The organism is Pseudomonas tohonis (assembly GCF_012767755.2).
Classification (GTDB): Bacteria; Pseudomonadota; Gammaproteobacteria; order Pseudomonadales; family Pseudomonadaceae; genus Metapseudomonas; species Metapseudomonas tohonis.
Map to the genome: position 1 here is coordinate 240,098 of NZ_AP023189.1, position 15,295 is coordinate 255,392.

Sequence of the window (15,295 nt, forward strand, 5' to 3'; positions counted from 1 at the left end):
TGAGCGGGAATTTAATAATTAGAAGTGCTGCTTGGTGAGATGGCGCACAACATGGCTCACAAACTCGGCATGCGGAGCTCGATGCTCATCCCATCTTCTTGCGTTCTTTGGCCATGGCCTGTAATCCGCAGTTGTAAGCACAAGCCGGTTTTTGGCCCTAGAGATTCCAACAAAGAACACGCATCGCTCTTGGTCGAGTTGCCCCCAGAACGTTTGTTGCTCGACGCCAAGCACAACTACCGAATGAAACTCCAAACCTTTGCTTTTATGCATGGTTAGGAACCGAACTGCCGAATCGTCAGAAAGCCGTGCCAATGCTCTGAGTAAATCTGGCTCTGTAGCCAGTAGCCCTCTGATGCGCTCACGAACTTCGCGAACAATCTCTAACAGACGAGCCTTGGAGCGGTAGTCGGCGGAGAGTGCACTGACGGACGAGAAGCCTAGTTTTTTGAGGAATTCATTGGCCATATCCCACCATGAGGCATATGGATTCGCTGTTTTGCGCTCTTGCTTAACTTTCTTCAGGTGCTCACGATAGGTCTCTTCGAAGATCCGTTGGGCACTGCTTCGGCTGTCGTCGTCCTCGAACGGGGTGAAGTGGTCCATTAATCGAGACCATGCTTCTGCTTGCTCCTGGCCGTACAGGCAAGTGAGGTAGTCGACTACAAGGCTGACTGCCGGCTCTTTCAGGAGATCCTGAAGGTTGTGATCGTTGCGATGAGCGATTCCCAACTCAGTGAGTCGAAACATTAGGAATTCGCCGTACTCTTCAATCTGACGAGGCATCAAAACGGCGATCTGACTAGGTGGTATGCCTTCCTGAGAAATCCAGCGCTGAATAAGGTTCGCTACAGCCTGCGCTTCCTCCGCGGCATTTGGGAAACGCCCCGCCAAAATCTCCCCCCCATCACCCTTGGCAAGATCTTCCGGCATCACCGCATCAGCCTCAATCTCCCGAATGACGTCATTCTGCATCCGCAGAAGGGCTGGCTGGGACCGGAAGTTCAAGAACAGGCGCAGAGGGCGGGCACCAAAGTCGTCAGCGTAAGTTTTGAAGATTCCTTCAAGTGCGCCTGCCCAACCCATGATGGTCTGCTTGGTATCTCCTACAGCGGTCAGGATCGCTGGTGTACCGTGGAACAGCAGTTTTATCAGTTCGTATTGGTCTGCAGTGCAGTCTTGGAATTCGTCAAGGAACACATGTGAATAGGACTGACGTATTGCATTGCGGGCGATCACGCTCTCTTTCACGATCCGAAGGGCAAGCGGGAGCAGATGATTGAAGGTGATCTGTTTGCCTCGGATGTACTGTGGACCAATTTCGTAGTCTTGGCTCAACGCCTCATCCACCAAAATTGGGTGGAACCGATCAATGATCCTCTTCGCAAAGCCATGAAAGGTAACGCTGTCGAAGCGTGACGAGTAATCCCAGCCACAGCGAAGCTGAACCCGCTGTTTGAGATTCCGACTGGCATCGGTCTTGAACGAGACGGCAAGTATGCGTTTCGGGTAGCGGCAGGAGTTCGTACGTAGAAGAAAGTCCGCTCGCTGCGCAAGTACTTCTGTTTTGCCTGCACCAGGACCAGCAGTAAGCACTACTGACTCTTCTCGCTCCCGGATAGCCTCCCACGCATTTCTCTCCAGTCGAATTCCTGGGGAGGGAACCCAGCGTTCAGGCTTGATCATTCCGGTGACTCATCGAGCCGTTCGATAACTTTATCTGCGAGCCGATCCAGCGACTCAGGCAGGCCATCAAGAAGCTCCTGATCAGTGAGCCTTCCTAGCGCGCCCAAGTGGGCTGCAGGCTTGCTGCTCAACTTGAAAAGCTTGTGGTAAGCCTCGAACAAGCTCTGTTCATCTTCGTCGTATTGGTCGGGATTGAAATGGCTATCTCCTAAGACCTTGGTGTGGCTCTTTGGGGTTGCTGCGATGGCTTCAGCCTCATATGCCTGTGGGAAGGCACACAGCATTGCAAAGTCCAGATCCAAGGGGTCGGAGAAGAAAACGCTCCTTTTTTCGAGCTCGTTGAAGAGGCTTACTGTTCCACTCTCGAACCAGTTATGGGTTCGTACAGGCGTGTTGGGATCGTTCCATTCATGGTAAGGCCAGCCAGCGGGTAGGTTATTTTCAGGAGCATACTGAGCAAGCTGGTCCCTGACGTACTTCACGCGTCCCCACCCGCCCTGATGGCGGCCGACATCAAGGTCAAGGAGCGTGATGTAGGGAGTTCCGATCGCTGAGAGCAACCGCCAAAAGTGGTTCACATGGCGACCACCGAGCGGGGCAATTGCAACAGCAAATTCATCGACAGGTGCCCCCTTCGCCTGAAGGATTCTGGGCAGTACGATCTCTTCGCTATCACCTTCCCCCAGCACCACCAGTCGAGCGAAATAGATCTCAGGAAACGCCTGCACCGCCTCCCTAACAAACTTGTAAGCGTCGGTATGCTTCTGAGGTAGCTGAATAGTTGTGACTTGGGTGCGCCGATCTCCATTCAGTCGCAGGTACCGGATGTTTTCAGGCTCAACCCGCCGCAGCATAGAGGGCGCTTGAGTGGCTATCAGTGCTTGGGCATCCACGTCGACTGAGGACTTCAGCGAGTTGACGATGCGGCCGAGGTAATGTGGCGAAAGGCTGTTTTCCGGCTCTTCCACCGCGAGGATGGTGAATGCCGGCGGTTTCAATTTATGGGGATCGAAAGCCTTGTTCTCTCCCGACCTCACATCACGCCCTATCGTGAGTGCTGACAGGACCAGCGAGAGGTACAGCATGGACTTCTGCCCATCACTCAGGCGTGCAAAGTCAACCTGATTTTCTCCATGGCCAGGGCTGAAGGAGACAGTGAGGTGCCGAAGTAATGCTTCGATCTCAGAGTTCTCAAACGTCAGGCGGGGCGATGCAAAGAAGTCCCCCTTGTGCAGACGCTGCCAAGCAGTGGTGAGGCTATCGCTCAGTGTTTTAACTGACTCGTTCTCAACAAGGCAGTCAGTAATTTGCTCTGTGAGATCCTTTACCGTCTCTCGGTCTTCAGTCCAGTTGGCAGCTCGTAGGAGCCGCCCCAGAAGGGCTGTTGCGCCGTAGGCGACGTGATCGGAAGGATCGCGCTTGGCTGGGAGGTAGTGGAGATGGATTGTGTCACGATGCCGTTTTGGAACCGCCTGTTTCGATACAGGCTCGTCATTCTCGTCCGTCTTGGTGACGAAGAGAAATTGCTCTTCAATCTCCCCATCCTCGTACAGTGTTGCCTCTAGGCGAAAGCGTATCCAAGGGGTCCCTCCCACCTCGCGCATTGCCATTTGCCCGAAGAACGGCGGCACAGTGTCGTTATCATCGTCCTCGAGTGTTTCCTCAAACGTAAAATCTGCTTCAAGCCACAGATGACGCTGCTCGGGCTGCTTCGCTTCAGTGGCAGGGACGTGAAAGTCTGAACGGCGGATTCGGCGTAAGCTGGGATCAACTGAAAACATCCGGCAGAGTGCCTGCAGCGCGGCTGTTTTCCCTGCACCATTAGGGCCTAGGAGGTAGGTAACATCTTCGAACGAGATCTCCTCCGCTGCCGGCCCAAAGGACTGGAAGTTACTGATAAGCAGATTGCTCAGCCTCATCGCTCAGATTCCCTTCTGACTAATCTTGTTGTTCGTTTTCTTCGGGGCCGCAGGCTAGCGGATGGCACATCCTACAGCCGCTCTTGTTCGTCCCGAAGAAGTAGCTCTCTGAAGCATAAGTCAGGAATGAGCCAGCTTGCAGTATCAAATATGCCTGTCTGGCGAAGCTGCAGTCCGATCAGAGGCTGTTTCGTAAGCAGCTGGATTGTGGCCGCTCTAGCTGCTGAATCGCCCCATAATTCGTAGGCGCTGGAATGCCACTGTTAGTCCCTAGCTGTCCTCTACGGGATGTCCCTTTACGGCCGATTCTGTTGAAAAAGTCGGTTTCTGAGCGAGCTGCGTTTTGGTAGCTCAGAAAGCACTCGATTTCGGTGTTGCTACGTAAAAACCAAGACAGCTCTTCCTTCTGAGCAAGCCAGATTTCAACGTCGCTCACGCTCTTTCATGGGGAAAAATTGCGACGGGACTTTTTCAACAGAATCGGCCAATAGCGGACGCTGGACTATCACTCCCTCGGCTTCTGAGCTATCGAGCGAAGTGGCGACAGCACCTGCTTCTTGGTCTCACTGACTAACGACTCCTGCTCGAAGACTGGTAAGGCTGCTTTTATTTCCCTCGCTGGGCGGACCTGCCGAGTTTTGTTCAGGACAGCAGATCGCTCCTCCCGCGTAATGTTGCCAGGCCAACGAAAACTTCACGTGCACTTGACAGGCACTTCACACCTTCGCCTCTAACCTCCTTCGCATTTCTTGGCAAAGGCGGTGGGTGTACACGCATCCCGGCGAGCCTCGAACAACGACAACACGGAGGCTCCAGCATGCGAGTGGACAATAGTGATTGGGCCGATGCCCTGCAGAACAAGGTTCCAGTGGTGGCACTGGTGTTTTGGGTGATCAAGATCCTGTCGACCACGGTTGGGGAGACGGGGGCTGACTTCCTGATCTTCAAACTGCATTTCGGGCTACCGCTGACCTCCTTGATCATGGGGGCGTTGCTGGTGGCGGTCATGTTCATCCAGTTGCGCAGCGAGCACTACGTGCCCTGGAAGTACTGGTTGGCGGTGGTGCAGGTGAGCATCTTCGGGACTCTGGTTACCGACAGCCTGGTGGACACCTATGGTGTGGCGCTGACCACCACCACCGCGGTGTTCAGCGTACTGCTGGTACTGACCTTTGTGCTCTGGTTCGCCCAGGAGAAGACCCTGTCGATCCTGGCCATTTACCCGGGGCGGAGGGAGTTCTTCTATTGGACGGCGATCCTGATGACCTTCGCGCTCGGAACCGCCGCCGGTGACTTAGTCGCGGAAGAGCTGAAGCTGGGCTACGCGATCTCGGCCCTATTCTTCGCCGGGTGCATCCTCGCTGTGGCGATCGCCCACTATTTCTTCCGCCTGGATGTCGTGACGGCCTTCTGGGTCGCCTATGTGCTCACACGGCCGTTCGGAGCATCCGTGGGCGACTGGCTATCGCACTCAGCCAAGAAAGGCGGGTTGGGGCTTGGAACGGTCGGAACCAGCGAGGTGTTCGCCGTCATCATCATTGCACTGGTGTGCTACCTGAGCTGGCGCGATCGCCCACGGGTCCAAGCAGGCAGGTGACTTGGGAAGGCTGGCGGCGAGAATGCCGCCAGCCTGTTGTCATTCCAGTTCGGACAGTCGATTGCCACGTTGATCATTACTTGAATGGCTAACAGTGGTTGGCTGCCCGGCTGAGCACGAAGATTGAAATTCCAACCTGCGGCCAAACGAATACTACGTGTCCGGCAAGCTGCTGTTCACCGACAACTTTATCCAGCGTGTATGTGAGTCGCCTACAGGGCTCATTCACCAACCACCGCAGCAGCTGAGCCCACTGCTCGCCAACCCGGGCGAGTGGGCTTGCCCGGCAACCTAGGTGTAGGCAGCACCAGTAATTGAGGGCGCCCCCCCCGTATTGGCCGATCCTCGCGGCCATGATTTGACACAAAGTTGGGAGCTGCCTAGCAAACGATAATGCTTATATTTGCGAGCTGTGGTGTTCCAGGCCTCAGATCCATAAGCTTCGGCAAACGCTAGACAAGCCATTCGGCACGCCCTTGCTACATACTATTCGAGGCGTAGGGTTTCGGCTCGCTGATCTTAATGAGTAGGGCGAATGATCAAGGGGTGAACTTTTTCCGTTCCACACTACCTTATCAAGCTACGCATACCTGCCAGCATAGGTATTACGAAGCTCGTTAAGGGATAATGATGGATGCTCAATCCGCGCTACGCGCAAAATTGGCTTTGTCTGCTCGCATTGAGCGTGATCGCCTTCGAACTGCCATGCAGGCGCCAATTTCTGCGCCTCGGTACCGTGTGCTTTATCTGAAGGACGGTAAAGAAAAGCACTCTGCGTGGTTTTACAAGCATGACTACGCTAGGGTGGCACTTCAGTTAATGCAGAAGAAATACGGAGATAAGAAAGCAATTATCTACATCGATTAGGCGTTTTCGTGCCAAGCTAGAGCACATGCCAATCGATGATCATGGTTCTTTATATATCACCGCTTCTACGCGCTTGAGTGGGGTGCTTTGCCATGAAATGGGTGGGGAGGTATCAGGCTTCACTAGGCCGTACGGCATAAATTTAGTGCATTGGTCGACCTATTCGTCGTTAATTTCCTCGCTGCAGATGGCTCGTGTTAGAGTGATTTAATCCAATACACCCTAATAAAGGTTTGTCTATGTCTAAGCTTGCAGAATTCAAGGCTCTTGAGGCTCAGCTTGCCGCTCAGATTAAGCAGCTCGATGTGCTTAAAAATGATGGTGGTTTGAAGCGTGAAATTGAGTTTGAAGAAAAGCTACGCAAGCTCATGGCTGAATACGGCTTTAATTTGGGAAGCGTCATTTCTCTTCTCGACCCACAAGCAAGTCGCCGCTTGGCTCCGGCAATGCAGGGGCAGCGCCGGAAACGCCAGGTCAAGGTTTATAAGCATCCAGAAACCGGTGAAGTGGTTGAGACCAAAGGTGCCAGCAAAGTGCTGAAGGCTTGGAGGGCGCAATACGGAACTGAAAAGGTAGACGGGTGGTTGCAGTAAGTCAGCCGCGTCGATTGCGAAAGGCCAGGCATTGCCTGGCTTTTCTTTTGGAGAGCGGTTGGGTAGATATCACGTAAATTAGTGTTCGGAATCCAATTGCTTTTTCTTCGAGAAGGCCTCACCCATTCGAGATTTTACATGCCTACGCCACTCGTTATCCTCGTCGGTAGGCTTGTTGGCGATCCTGTCTTCCTCTGCTTGAAGTGCGTCTTTGCACTGGCTAAGCCCATCCTCCCACCCCATTTTGTACAGCGAGTCGTTCATGTACTGCCGTACATCTTTTCGAAATGGTTCTAGACCTCCTCCAGCATGCCGACCGCTGCTGCAGCCTGCATCGAAGCCATCAACATAGGTTGGTGGGTAGCCCTCGTATAACATCTGTTCTTGAGTGTTTTGGCAGCCAGATATGAGCGCTGCTGAAAAAATTAGACATGCAGCTAATAGGGGTGAATTTTCATTATTTAGTAATGAAAATGATGTATGCGGGCGATGCATTGACTGATTCCAGGGTGTAGCCTTGAAGTCAGTCTGTTCTTTCTGTTGTTAAGCAGTCGTCAAGATATTGTGAAAAAAACATCAAGCTTAATTGAGTGTTACTGCCACACTGCTCGACGCTGAAATATTAAGTAACCGTTGCTCCGCAGTTGACGAATTTTTCGCATTTTTTTAACGAGTGCTTGATGCCCGGATCTCTAGGGTGGTCAACCAGACCATCTGGAGCGCTATCTCATGCTCAAGCAAGACCCTATCGAGCTCGAATTTTCCCGCAAGTACGACCGCGACCATGCTCAGCAATACTTTGCTAAGCATCAGGATGGTCTGGCTCGACGAATTTCCCATTGGCGGGATGTGGAGGTTGCACGACAAGCACTTAAGCTTGCGGGCGATCCCGCACAAGTTCTGGATCTGCCTAGTGGCGCAGGCCGCTTCTGGCCGCTGCTCTGCGAGAACCCTAATCGAGTAATCCTTGCTGCTGACAACTCTGCTGAGATGCTTGAGATAGCTAGGCAGGGGCAGCCGAAGGATGTTGTCCGGCGGATCACTACCTTCCAAACCTCCGCTTTTGATATTCAACTCAATGACAGTGAAGTGGACTGCGTCTTCTGTATCCGACTGCTGCATCACATCGAGTCTTCAGAGCATCGCCTTGCGATGCTACGAGAGTTCTCCAGAGTTAGTCGCGATAGCGTCATCGTCTCTCTCTGGGTTGACGGCAATTTCAAGGCCTGGAGGCGCCGGCGCCTTGAGTCGAGACGAGCTCTGAAAGGTCGCCCAGCGCAGAACCAAAACCGCTTCATCGTTCCTCGATCGGTGATCGAAAGTGAGTTTAAAGAGGCAGGTTTCCAGGTCGTTGGCCACCTGGACTTCTTGCCGGGCTACGCCATGTGGCGCACATATGTCTTGCGTAAGGCTCCCAAGCTATGAGCCTGCATACGATTACCAGTGCTGCAGGGCGGGTGCAGAAGGGCGCCAAAGGCCTTCGCTCATTTGATCGTTGGTGGGACAGTGGTGGGGAATGGGTAGAGCCAGCCAATAAGCGGCGGGGAGGAGAGAGCGGAGTGCGCATTTTGCGCTCTCTTAACGATGAGCGGCCGGATCTCTACTGCAAGCGTCAGATCGGCCACATCTATCGTTCTCTTCAGCACCCAATGGGACTACCTACGGTGCTGCGTGAGCGAAAGGCGTACCTGGCATATGCTCGCCTCGGTATTCGAACACCAAACATTGTTTACTGTGGAGCCCGTCGCAGTGACGGAAATTGGCAAGCGCTACTGGTGACAGAGGCGCTTCGTGGTTTCGTTAGCCTTCAGGACTGGTATCGAGTTCAGGGTGAGACTCACGTTGCCCAACACCTCATGGCGGCGCTTGGCACAGAGCTGGCTCGGTTGCACAAGGGTAGGTGGCAGCATGGCTGCTTGTATCCCAAGCACATCTTTGTCAAAACCCTCACCAATACCTTGGGGGGAGTGCAGGTCGAAGTTGCTTTGCTCGATCTGGAGAAGAGTCGGCAGAGATGGAGTGTCGGCAAGGCCTCTCGAAAAGATCTATCCCAGCTGAGGAGGCACTGGGGAGAGCTCCCCAAGGATGATCTGCTAGCTCTCGAGGGATCCTACCAGCTTGCTCTAAGAGGGGCTTTGTAGGGGGCTGTGGCTGTATATCTGTGATGGCGGTGTCTGTGAAATGCGCCCCATGGCATTGCTGAATGCCAATTATTGGGGACGAAATAGTTGCAGATAACTCCTGCGGTCCTTGATCAGGCCGAGTGTGCTGGAGTCTTGTTTGATGCTCGGACGGGGACTTGGCTATCAGCCCTGCTACCTACCGGTGCGCACTCTGGAGCCACTGTTTCTATCTGGCTGAGCAATCTGCATTTTGGGGCTGCCTTACCGAGTCTTTGTCTGTGTGATGGGGTTGGGAGTAACCCTTCTAAGCATCACCGATGTAGTCATTTGTCAGACAAAACATCATGTCGGGGTTCGGACAGTTCATCGCTCAGTCAGTAGCAAAGAGCAGGCTCGTGCCTGTTCCTGAAGGGCGAAAATTCTCGCATAGCACTCACGTCTCAATCAGAAGTTACTGCTGCGTCATCAGAGTTCTAGATGCGCGCACGGCGTTGACAGCTTTTTCACATCTTCTTCACCAGTTTTCGACGGCGCACTTTGCAGACTGCCGGGCATTTCTACTGCTCGGACTCTCGTATGTTCACTCCCCGCACTGCGCCTATGCGTTTCCTACTACTGCTGCTGACCTGTTGGCTGGTGGTGTTTTTGGGTACTCGGGCAGTCTTGCTTGGTTCTCACCTTACTGAGGCTGGCGGCGCGTCCGCTGGAATCTTTGCTATTGGAGCACTTTATGATCTTGGCTTCCTGGCTTATGCAGCTTTCCCTCTAGGTTTGTATCTGCTGCTGTGCCCGCCAGTGCTTTGGCGACGTCCTGGGCATCGGATTTTTCTGATTACTCTGTTTTTGGTCAGCCTGTTTGCCATGCTTTTTGTCTCTACAGCCGAGTGGCTGTTCTGGGACGAGTTCGGAGTGCGCTTCAACTTCATCGCCGTGGACTACTTGGTGTACTCCGATGAGGTGCTTAACAACTTGCTTGAGTCTTATCCCATCGGGTTGCTACTGCTCGGTCTCGGCGCAGTTAGCGCACTGCTGGGGGGGATGCTCCGTCGCCCCCTCATTGCGGCCTTGAATGCACCTCTACCGACGTGGTGCTCTCGTGGCATCGCCGTGGCTGGGTTGGGTTTTGCTGTAGTTCTGTCCGCAGTGGCGCTCAATCAAGACAGTCCCCGAGGGATGGGGGGGAACGCATACCGCCACGAGCTAGCGAGCAATGGTCCATATCAGTTCTTTGCGGCGTTCCGGAACAACGAGCTTGATTATCAGCAGTTCTACAGCACGCTGCCTGATGCCCAGATCGGCCAGCAGTTGCGCCAGGAGATGAGCGAGCCGACTGCACAATTCACTAGCGATGATCCGGTGGATATTCGCCGGCAGATCAACAATCCAGGAGCGCCACGTAAGCTCAATATTGTCCTGGTGACCATCGAGAGCCTGTCAGCCAAATACTTGGGCAGCTTCGGTGATCCGCGGGGGCTGACCCCGAACATGGATGAGCTGCGTAAGCAGAGCCTGTTCTTCAACAATTTCTACTCAACCGGTACCCGGACAGACCGAGGCCTTGAGGCCATCACGCTTTCCATACCGCCGACGCCAGGGCGTTCCATCGTGAAGCGCATTGGGCGTGAGAGTGGCTATGGCAGCCTCGGCCAGCAGCTTGCGTCTCAGGGTTACGACAGCGTCTTTGTTTATGGCGGTCGCGGCTACTTCGACAACATGAACGCTTTCTTCAGCGGGAACGGGTACCGCGTGGTCGATCAGAGCAGTGTTGATGAGGCCGACATCCACTTTAAAAATGCCTGGGGCATGGCGGACGAGGATCTTTATGCTCAAGCACTTCGCTTAGCTGATGCTGATCATGCAGCTAGCAAGCCGTTCCTGCTGCAACTGATGACCACCTCCAATCACCGTCCATACACATACCCGAGTGGTCGCATCGACATACCTGCTGGCGATGGGCGTGAGGGGGCGGTTAAGTACACCGACTGGGCTATCGGTAACTTCCTTGAGCAGGCCAGAAAGAAGCCCTGGTTCGACAACACCCTGTTCGTCTTTGTAGCTGACCACTGTGCAGGTAGCGCCGGCATGGAAGATCTCCCGGTGGCCAATTACCACATCCCATTGTTCCTATACGCCCCCAAGTGGCTTCCGGCTCGCGAGGATGGTCAGTTGGCTAGCCAGATTGACCTAGCTCCGACCCTCCTTGGTTTGCTGAACCTTGACTACACCTCCACGTTCTTTGGCCGCGATTTGCTTAAGAGCAATGCTGCGCAGCCTCGGGTTCTTATTGGCAACTATCAGCACCTGGGCCTTTTCGACGGCAAAAACCTGGCCATTCTCAGTCCGCAAAATCATATGCGCCGGCATGACGATGCCTTGGGCGAAAGCCGGGAGTATCAAGTGGATGCTCAGGATCCTCTGATGCAAAGGAACATCAGCTACTACCAGGCGGCGAGTCATGCTTTCCAAAACGGTCTATTGGCCTGGAAGCCGTTTGAAAAGCAGATGGAGGTGGGGCAGCAATGAACCAGCAGCGATATTCAGTCCGTTTTGATAGACGATGGTGGTACGGCATCCCTCTCTTTTTCATTGCCCTGCTTTTAGCTTTTGAACCGACCAGGTTGGACTTCGCAATCGCGGACCTCTTCTAGGGGACGATAGAGAATTCGGAAAAAATCGTACGCTAAGCTTCGCGAGTTCTTGTAACCAATTCATTGTTTTTTCAATGGATGAAAGAAAATGGCGAAAGCTATTTGACAAACAAATCGGGATCTTATAACTTACCTACCAAGTAGTCGGTAGATGAAATAAAGCCATGAAACTCAATTCAGATCTTTCGCAGCGTGTTGTCGTCGAGCCTTCAAGCTTACAGTGGGTCGATTCGCCAGCGACCGGGATTCAACGCCAGTTACTGGAGCGTGATGGCGACGAAGTGGCGCGTGCCACCTCGATCGTGCGATACGCGCCGGGCTCCGCTTTTGAAAATCATAAGCACGACTTGGGCGAGGAGATTCTGGTCCTGGACGGCGAATTCAGCGACGAATCCGGGACCTTCGGGCCTGGGACTTACATCAAGAATCCACCAGGTTCTTCGCATGCACCGAGCTCCGCGACGGGTTGCACGTTGTTCGTCAAGCTGCGCCATCTTGATCTAGCCGACAGCCAACGCACCGTGGTCGACACCCGTAACGGCCCCTGGTTTCCAGGCCTCGTGCCGGGTCTGTCGGTGATGCCACTTTCTGAGTTCGACACACAACATACGGCTTTGGTGCGCTGGGCCCCGGGGACACGATTCAATTCGCATCGTCACTACGGCGGTGAAGAAATCTATGTGTTGGAAGGCGTCTTTGAGGATGAGTTCGGAAGCTACCCTACCGGCACATGGATGCGCAGTCCGCATTTGAGTGCTCACCGTCCCTTCAGCAATACAGGCTGCACCATCCTGGTCAAGACAGGCCACCTGCCAGTCGCCGAATCAAATGAGGCGCTTGCATGAAGCATTTCTCCGAAATCTCGCCGACCGCCGAGCGGGTGGTCGATGCCGCTGAAGGGTTGGTACAGCAGCACGGCTACAACGGCTTCTCATACGACGACGTGGCCCAGTTGGTAGGCATCAAAAAACCAAGTATCCACCACCACTTTCCCAAGAAGGGTGAACTCGTGGCCGTGGTCGCACAGCGCTACACGCACCGGTTTCGTGAGGAGTTGCTGAGCATCGAAGGGCAGCATGCGAAAGCGCCTGACAGGCTAACTGCGTATGCGGCACTTTTCGAACGCACCTTCGCCAAGGACCGGCGCCTTTGTGTCTGCGGCATGTTGGGTGCCGAGTCGGACTCGCTGCCGGACGCCGTTGTGAGCGAGGTCGAGCGATTCTTTAAAGTCAATCTCGACTGGTTGACTCTTGTCGTTGCCGATGGTCAGCGTGCCGCGCTGATCACCTCGAATTCCACCCCAGAGGCTCTCGCAGAGGCATTCTTGTGCGCGTTGGAAGGCTCGATGATGGTGGGCCGTGGCATGCGGTCGTCACGCGGACCGGCCGAAGTTGGAAACACTTTTCTTTCCACCGTGTTGACCTGAGGTCGGCACTTTTTTTGCAACACAACCCTACCATTTAGTTGGTAGTTAAGGAGATTATTATGAGTACTGAATTTAATGGCAAGAAGTTGTTGGTCATCGGCGGCACTAGCGGGATGGGACTGCAAACTGCCCGCATGGTTCTTGAGCAAGGCGGAAGCGTCGTCATCGTCGGTCACCGTGAAGACAAGGCCGAAGAGGCCCGCAAGGCGCTGTCGTCGTTGGGCACCGTGACCGCCCTGACTGCCGATCTCTCGCGAGCCGAAGATGTGAAGCGACTCCTGCATACCATCGATGAACACCACAAGGACATCAATCTTCTGGTCAACGCGGCTGGGGTGTTCTTCCCGAAGGCGTTTCTTGAGCACACGGAAAGTGATTACGAACAATATTTGACGTTGAATAAAGCGTTCTTCTTCATCACACAAAAAGTCGTGGCCAATCTCGTGGCCAGCGAGCGTCCCGGCGCCATTGTGAACATCGGCTCGATGTGGGGCAAGCAGGCGATTGCGGCTACGCCGTCGTCCGCGTATTCGATGGCAAAAGCAGGTTTGCATTCGCTGACCCAGCACCTTGCGATGGAGCTGGCATCCAAACAAATCAGGGTCAATGCCGTTTCTCCGGCGGTTGTCGAAACGCCGATTTACGAGGGATTCATACCCAAGGCCGAGGTTCATGGCGCCTTACAGGGATTCAACAGCTTCCACCCAATCGGCAGGGTTGGGACGCCACAAGACGTCGCCGAGGTCATCCTCTTCCTGTTGTCGGACAAGGCAGCATGGGTGACGGGCGCAATCTGGGACGTTGACGGCGGCGTGATGGCCGGGCGTAACACATAATGGGGGAACGAGAAATGAACACAAACATTAAAGGAACTCCCGGCAACGGGATCAACGTCGGCGCATTGCGTGAGTTTGCAGATCAGGTCGCAGCAAAGCCCGCCGCAGGCATCGCGACGTTCGGCGTCGTGACAACCTGGGAGGGTGGCACCCGGACGCGTGCGCGAACCATGCCGCTCGTACTAGGTGACACGGCCTTGGCGCGCGGCTTTGTCATCGACGCGGACGAACCGGCAGAATTGCTCGGTACCGACACGGCCGCTAATCCACAAGAATTGATCCTGGCTGCGTTGAACGCATGCATGACTGCAACCTACGCGGCAAATGCGGCGGCAATGAACATCGAGTTGCAATCGCTGACTATCCGCACAAAGGGAAGCCTCGATCTGAGAGGTTTTCTTGGAATCGATCCTGGGATCAATCCAGGGTACGACCAGGTCGAGTATGAGGTCGAAATGGAGTCGTCGGCGGATTCGGCGGCGCTGAAAGCATTGCACGCGCAGGTGCAGCGAACATCGCCGAATTACCACAACTTCGCGAGAGCCATTGATCTCAAGGCCAAGCTGACCATTCTCCAATGATCGAGTCAGTGTTGGGGTTTGGGGAGCAATGGAACCAAAAACCAACGTAAGCCCTACCAACGCTTTTCGGTGTCTTCTTCCCAGGCGCCCATCTCGACAAAACAGTTGCGCATGTCGGCCTCCTGGCTGATCTCGGTCAGCAGGTCATGCACGCTCTTGTCCAGCTCATCGTCGCTCCGATACGGAATGGTCAACTCATAGTGGCCGGCATCCAGCCGCTTCATGCCATAGGGCTCCAGGCAGTAGCGCTCAATGTTCTCCGTGGCCCGCTTCCGGCCGCGCACGAACTTGCTGTTATTCACCACCGCGAGGCGCAGGGTGACGGTGGCCACCCGCTCGGCGGCGGGCGGCTCTGCCGGCGACGCGGCCGAAGGCTGCTGGTCGCGTGACCTGGCGCTCTTCTGGTACGCGCCGATCTCGACACCACGGTGGCGCAGGTAGCTGTACAGCGTGCTCTTGGAGATGTGCAGCTTCTCGCCGATCGCGCTGACGCTCAGGCGACCTTCGCGGTAGAGGGTTTCGGCCGCCATGGCGGTGGCCTCAGCCTTGGCTGGCAGGCCCTTGGGACGGCCACCGATCCGGCCACGCGCCCGTGCGGCCGACAGACCCGCCTGAGTCCGCTCGCGGATCAGCTCGCGCTCGAACTCCGCCAGCGAGGCGAACAGGTTGAACACCAGGCGGCCTTGGGCGTGGGTGGTGTCGATGGGGTCATTCAGGCTCTGTAAGCCGACCTTGCGCTCTGCCAGCTCGCCGACCAACTCGACCAGGTGCTTGAGGGAACGCCCAAGGCGATCCAGCTTCCAGATCACCACGGCATCACCCGGCCGCACGTTGGCCAGCAGTTTGTCCAACTCCGGCCGGGCGCTTTTCGCGCCGCTGGCGATGTCTTGGTAGATGCGTTCGCACCCGGCCTGTTTCAGGGCATCGACTTGTAGGTCGGCTTTCTGATCCCGAGTGCTCACTCGCGCATAACCGATCTTCATCAAAAGTACTGTTTACTCGACTACGTTAGTAATAGT

The 15,295-nt window shown here is 54.9% G+C and carries 13 protein-coding genes and 1 pseudogene; 10 read left to right on the top strand and 4 right to left on the bottom strand.

Annotation, left to right across the window (positions count from 1 at the left end):
* Positions 1-18: 18 nt before the first annotated feature.
* Positions 19-1,686: a UvrD-helicase domain-containing protein gene (locus tag HSX14_RS01160; protein WP_021701995.1), complete on the bottom strand. Its 1,668-nt coding sequence runs from the start codon at positions 1,684-1,686 to the stop codon at positions 19-21.
* Positions 1,683-3,605: an ATP-dependent nuclease gene (locus tag HSX14_RS01165; protein ID WP_021218898.1), complete on the bottom strand. Its 1,923-nt coding sequence runs from the start codon at positions 3,603-3,605 to the stop codon at positions 1,683-1,685. The genes HSX14_RS01160 and HSX14_RS01165 overlap by 4 nt, the downstream gene beginning before the upstream one ends.
* A gap of 817 nt (positions 3,606-4,422) precedes the next feature.
* On the opposite strand from HSX14_RS01165, the gene HSX14_RS01170 reads away from it, so the two are divergent.
* The 3 genes and pseudogenes from HSX14_RS01170 to HSX14_RS01175 all read left to right on the top strand — a co-directional run bounded on the left by HSX14_RS01170 (position 4,423) and on the right by HSX14_RS01175 (position 6,662).
* Positions 4,423-5,202, top strand: coding sequence for a COG4705 family protein (locus tag HSX14_RS01170; protein ID WP_021218897.1), 780 nt, complete (start codon positions 4,423-4,425; stop codon positions 5,200-5,202).
* A gap of 422 nt (positions 5,203-5,624) precedes the next feature.
* Positions 5,625-5,732, top strand: a pseudogene (locus HSX14_RS31075) (helix-turn-helix domain-containing protein); the annotation flags it as partial.
* 576 nt (positions 5,733-6,308) lie between these two features.
* Entirely contained in the window at positions 6,309-6,662 is a 354-nt protein-coding gene (locus HSX14_RS01175) for a histone-like nucleoid-structuring protein, MvaT/MvaU family (RefSeq protein ID WP_021218895.1), read from the top strand.
* A 78-nt stretch (positions 6,663-6,740) separates the two neighbouring features.
* On the opposite strand, the gene HSX14_RS01180 is transcribed toward HSX14_RS01175, so the two are convergent.
* The gene (locus HSX14_RS01180) at positions 6,741-7,157 is read right to left on the bottom strand and encodes a hypothetical protein (protein ID WP_228723522.1); all 417 of its coding nucleotides are present in this window, start codon (positions 7,155-7,157) and stop codon (positions 6,741-6,743) included.
* 234 nt (positions 7,158-7,391) lie between these two features.
* On the opposite strand from HSX14_RS01180, the gene HSX14_RS01185 reads away from it, so the two are divergent.
* The 7 genes from HSX14_RS01185 to HSX14_RS01215 all read left to right on the top strand — a co-directional run bounded on the left by HSX14_RS01185 (position 7,392) and on the right by HSX14_RS01215 (position 14,276).
* A complete protein-coding gene (locus HSX14_RS01185) occupies positions 7,392-8,087 on the top strand; it encodes a class I SAM-dependent methyltransferase (protein WP_021703171.1) in 696 nt (231 codons plus the stop codon).
* Positions 8,084-8,803: a lipopolysaccharide kinase InaA family protein gene (locus tag HSX14_RS01190; protein ID WP_021703170.1), complete on the top strand. Its 720-nt coding sequence runs from the start codon at positions 8,084-8,086 to the stop codon at positions 8,801-8,803. The genes HSX14_RS01185 and HSX14_RS01190 overlap by 4 nt, the downstream gene beginning before the upstream one ends.
* 558 nt (positions 8,804-9,361) lie before the next feature.
* Positions 9,362-11,308, top strand: coding sequence for an LTA synthase family protein (locus HSX14_RS01195; RefSeq protein ID WP_021703183.1), 1,947 nt, complete (start codon positions 9,362-9,364; stop codon positions 11,306-11,308).
* 289 nt (positions 11,309-11,597) lie between these two features.
* On the top strand, positions 11,598-12,278 hold the full coding sequence (locus tag HSX14_RS01200) for a cupin domain-containing protein (protein ID WP_004574802.1): 681 nt from the start codon (positions 11,598-11,600) through the stop codon (positions 12,276-12,278).
* Complete coding sequence (locus HSX14_RS01205) at positions 12,275-12,859, top strand: TetR/AcrR family transcriptional regulator (RefSeq protein ID WP_004574803.1); 585 nt, start codon at positions 12,275-12,277, stop codon at positions 12,857-12,859. The genes HSX14_RS01200 and HSX14_RS01205 overlap by 4 nt, the downstream gene beginning before the upstream one ends.
* Before the next feature lie 59 nt (positions 12,860-12,918).
* On the top strand, positions 12,919-13,695 hold the full coding sequence (locus HSX14_RS01210) for an SDR family NAD(P)-dependent oxidoreductase (RefSeq protein ID WP_004574804.1): 777 nt from the start codon (positions 12,919-12,921) through the stop codon (positions 13,693-13,695).
* 14 nt (positions 13,696-13,709) lie between these two features.
* Positions 13,710-14,276 (top strand): OsmC family protein, encoded by a 567-nt coding sequence (locus HSX14_RS01215; protein WP_004574805.1) that lies wholly within the window; start codon positions 13,710-13,712, stop codon positions 14,274-14,276.
* 53 nt (positions 14,277-14,329) lie between these two features.
* Here the strand turns inward: HSX14_RS01215 and HSX14_RS01220 are convergent, their stop codons facing one another.
* Positions 14,330-15,259: a recombinase family protein gene (locus HSX14_RS01220; RefSeq protein WP_003150544.1), complete on the bottom strand. Its 930-nt coding sequence runs from the start codon at positions 15,257-15,259 to the stop codon at positions 14,330-14,332.
* Between the last annotated feature and the right edge of the window lie 36 nt (positions 15,260-15,295).

Bases quoted from the DNA above. Each gene is read 5' to 3' on its own strand.
- HSX14_RS01180 (WP_228723522.1), bottom strand. From the start codon at position 7,157: ATGCATCGCCCGCATACATCATTTTCATTACTAAATAATGAAAATTCA.
- HSX14_RS01210 (WP_004574804.1), top strand. From the start codon at position 12,919: ATGAGTACTGAATTTAATGGCAAGAAGTTGTTGGTCATCGGCGGCACT.
- HSX14_RS01220 (WP_003150544.1), bottom strand. From the start codon at position 15,259: ATGAAGATCGGTTATGCGCGAGTGAGCACTCGGGATCAGAAAGCCGAC.
- HSX14_RS01190 (WP_021703170.1), top strand. From the start codon at position 8,084: ATGAGCCTGCATACGATTACCAGTGCTGCAGGGCGGGTGCAGAAGGGC.
- HSX14_RS01165 (WP_021218898.1), bottom strand. From the start codon at position 3,605: ATGAGGCTGAGCAATCTGCTTATCAGTAACTTCCAGTCCTTTGGGCCG.
- HSX14_RS01195 (WP_021703183.1), top strand. From the start codon at position 9,362: ATGTTCACTCCCCGCACTGCGCCTATGCGTTTCCTACTACTGCTGCTG.
- HSX14_RS01160 (WP_021701995.1), bottom strand. From the start codon at position 1,686: ATGATCAAGCCTGAACGCTGGGTTCCCTCCCCAGGAATTCGACTGGAG.
- HSX14_RS01215 (WP_004574805.1), top strand. From the start codon at position 13,710: ATGAACACAAACATTAAAGGAACTCCCGGCAACGGGATCAACGTCGGC.
- HSX14_RS01175 (WP_021218895.1), top strand. From the start codon at position 6,309: ATGTCTAAGCTTGCAGAATTCAAGGCTCTTGAGGCTCAGCTTGCCGCT.
- HSX14_RS01185 (WP_021703171.1), top strand. From the start codon at position 7,392: ATGCTCAAGCAAGACCCTATCGAGCTCGAATTTTCCCGCAAGTACGAC.
- HSX14_RS01200 (WP_004574802.1), top strand. From the start codon at position 11,598: ATGAAACTCAATTCAGATCTTTCGCAGCGTGTTGTCGTCGAGCCTTCA.
- HSX14_RS01205 (WP_004574803.1), top strand. From the start codon at position 12,275: ATGAAGCATTTCTCCGAAATCTCGCCGACCGCCGAGCGGGTGGTCGAT.
- HSX14_RS01170 (WP_021218897.1), top strand. From the start codon at position 4,423: ATGCGAGTGGACAATAGTGATTGGGCCGATGCCCTGCAGAACAAGGTT.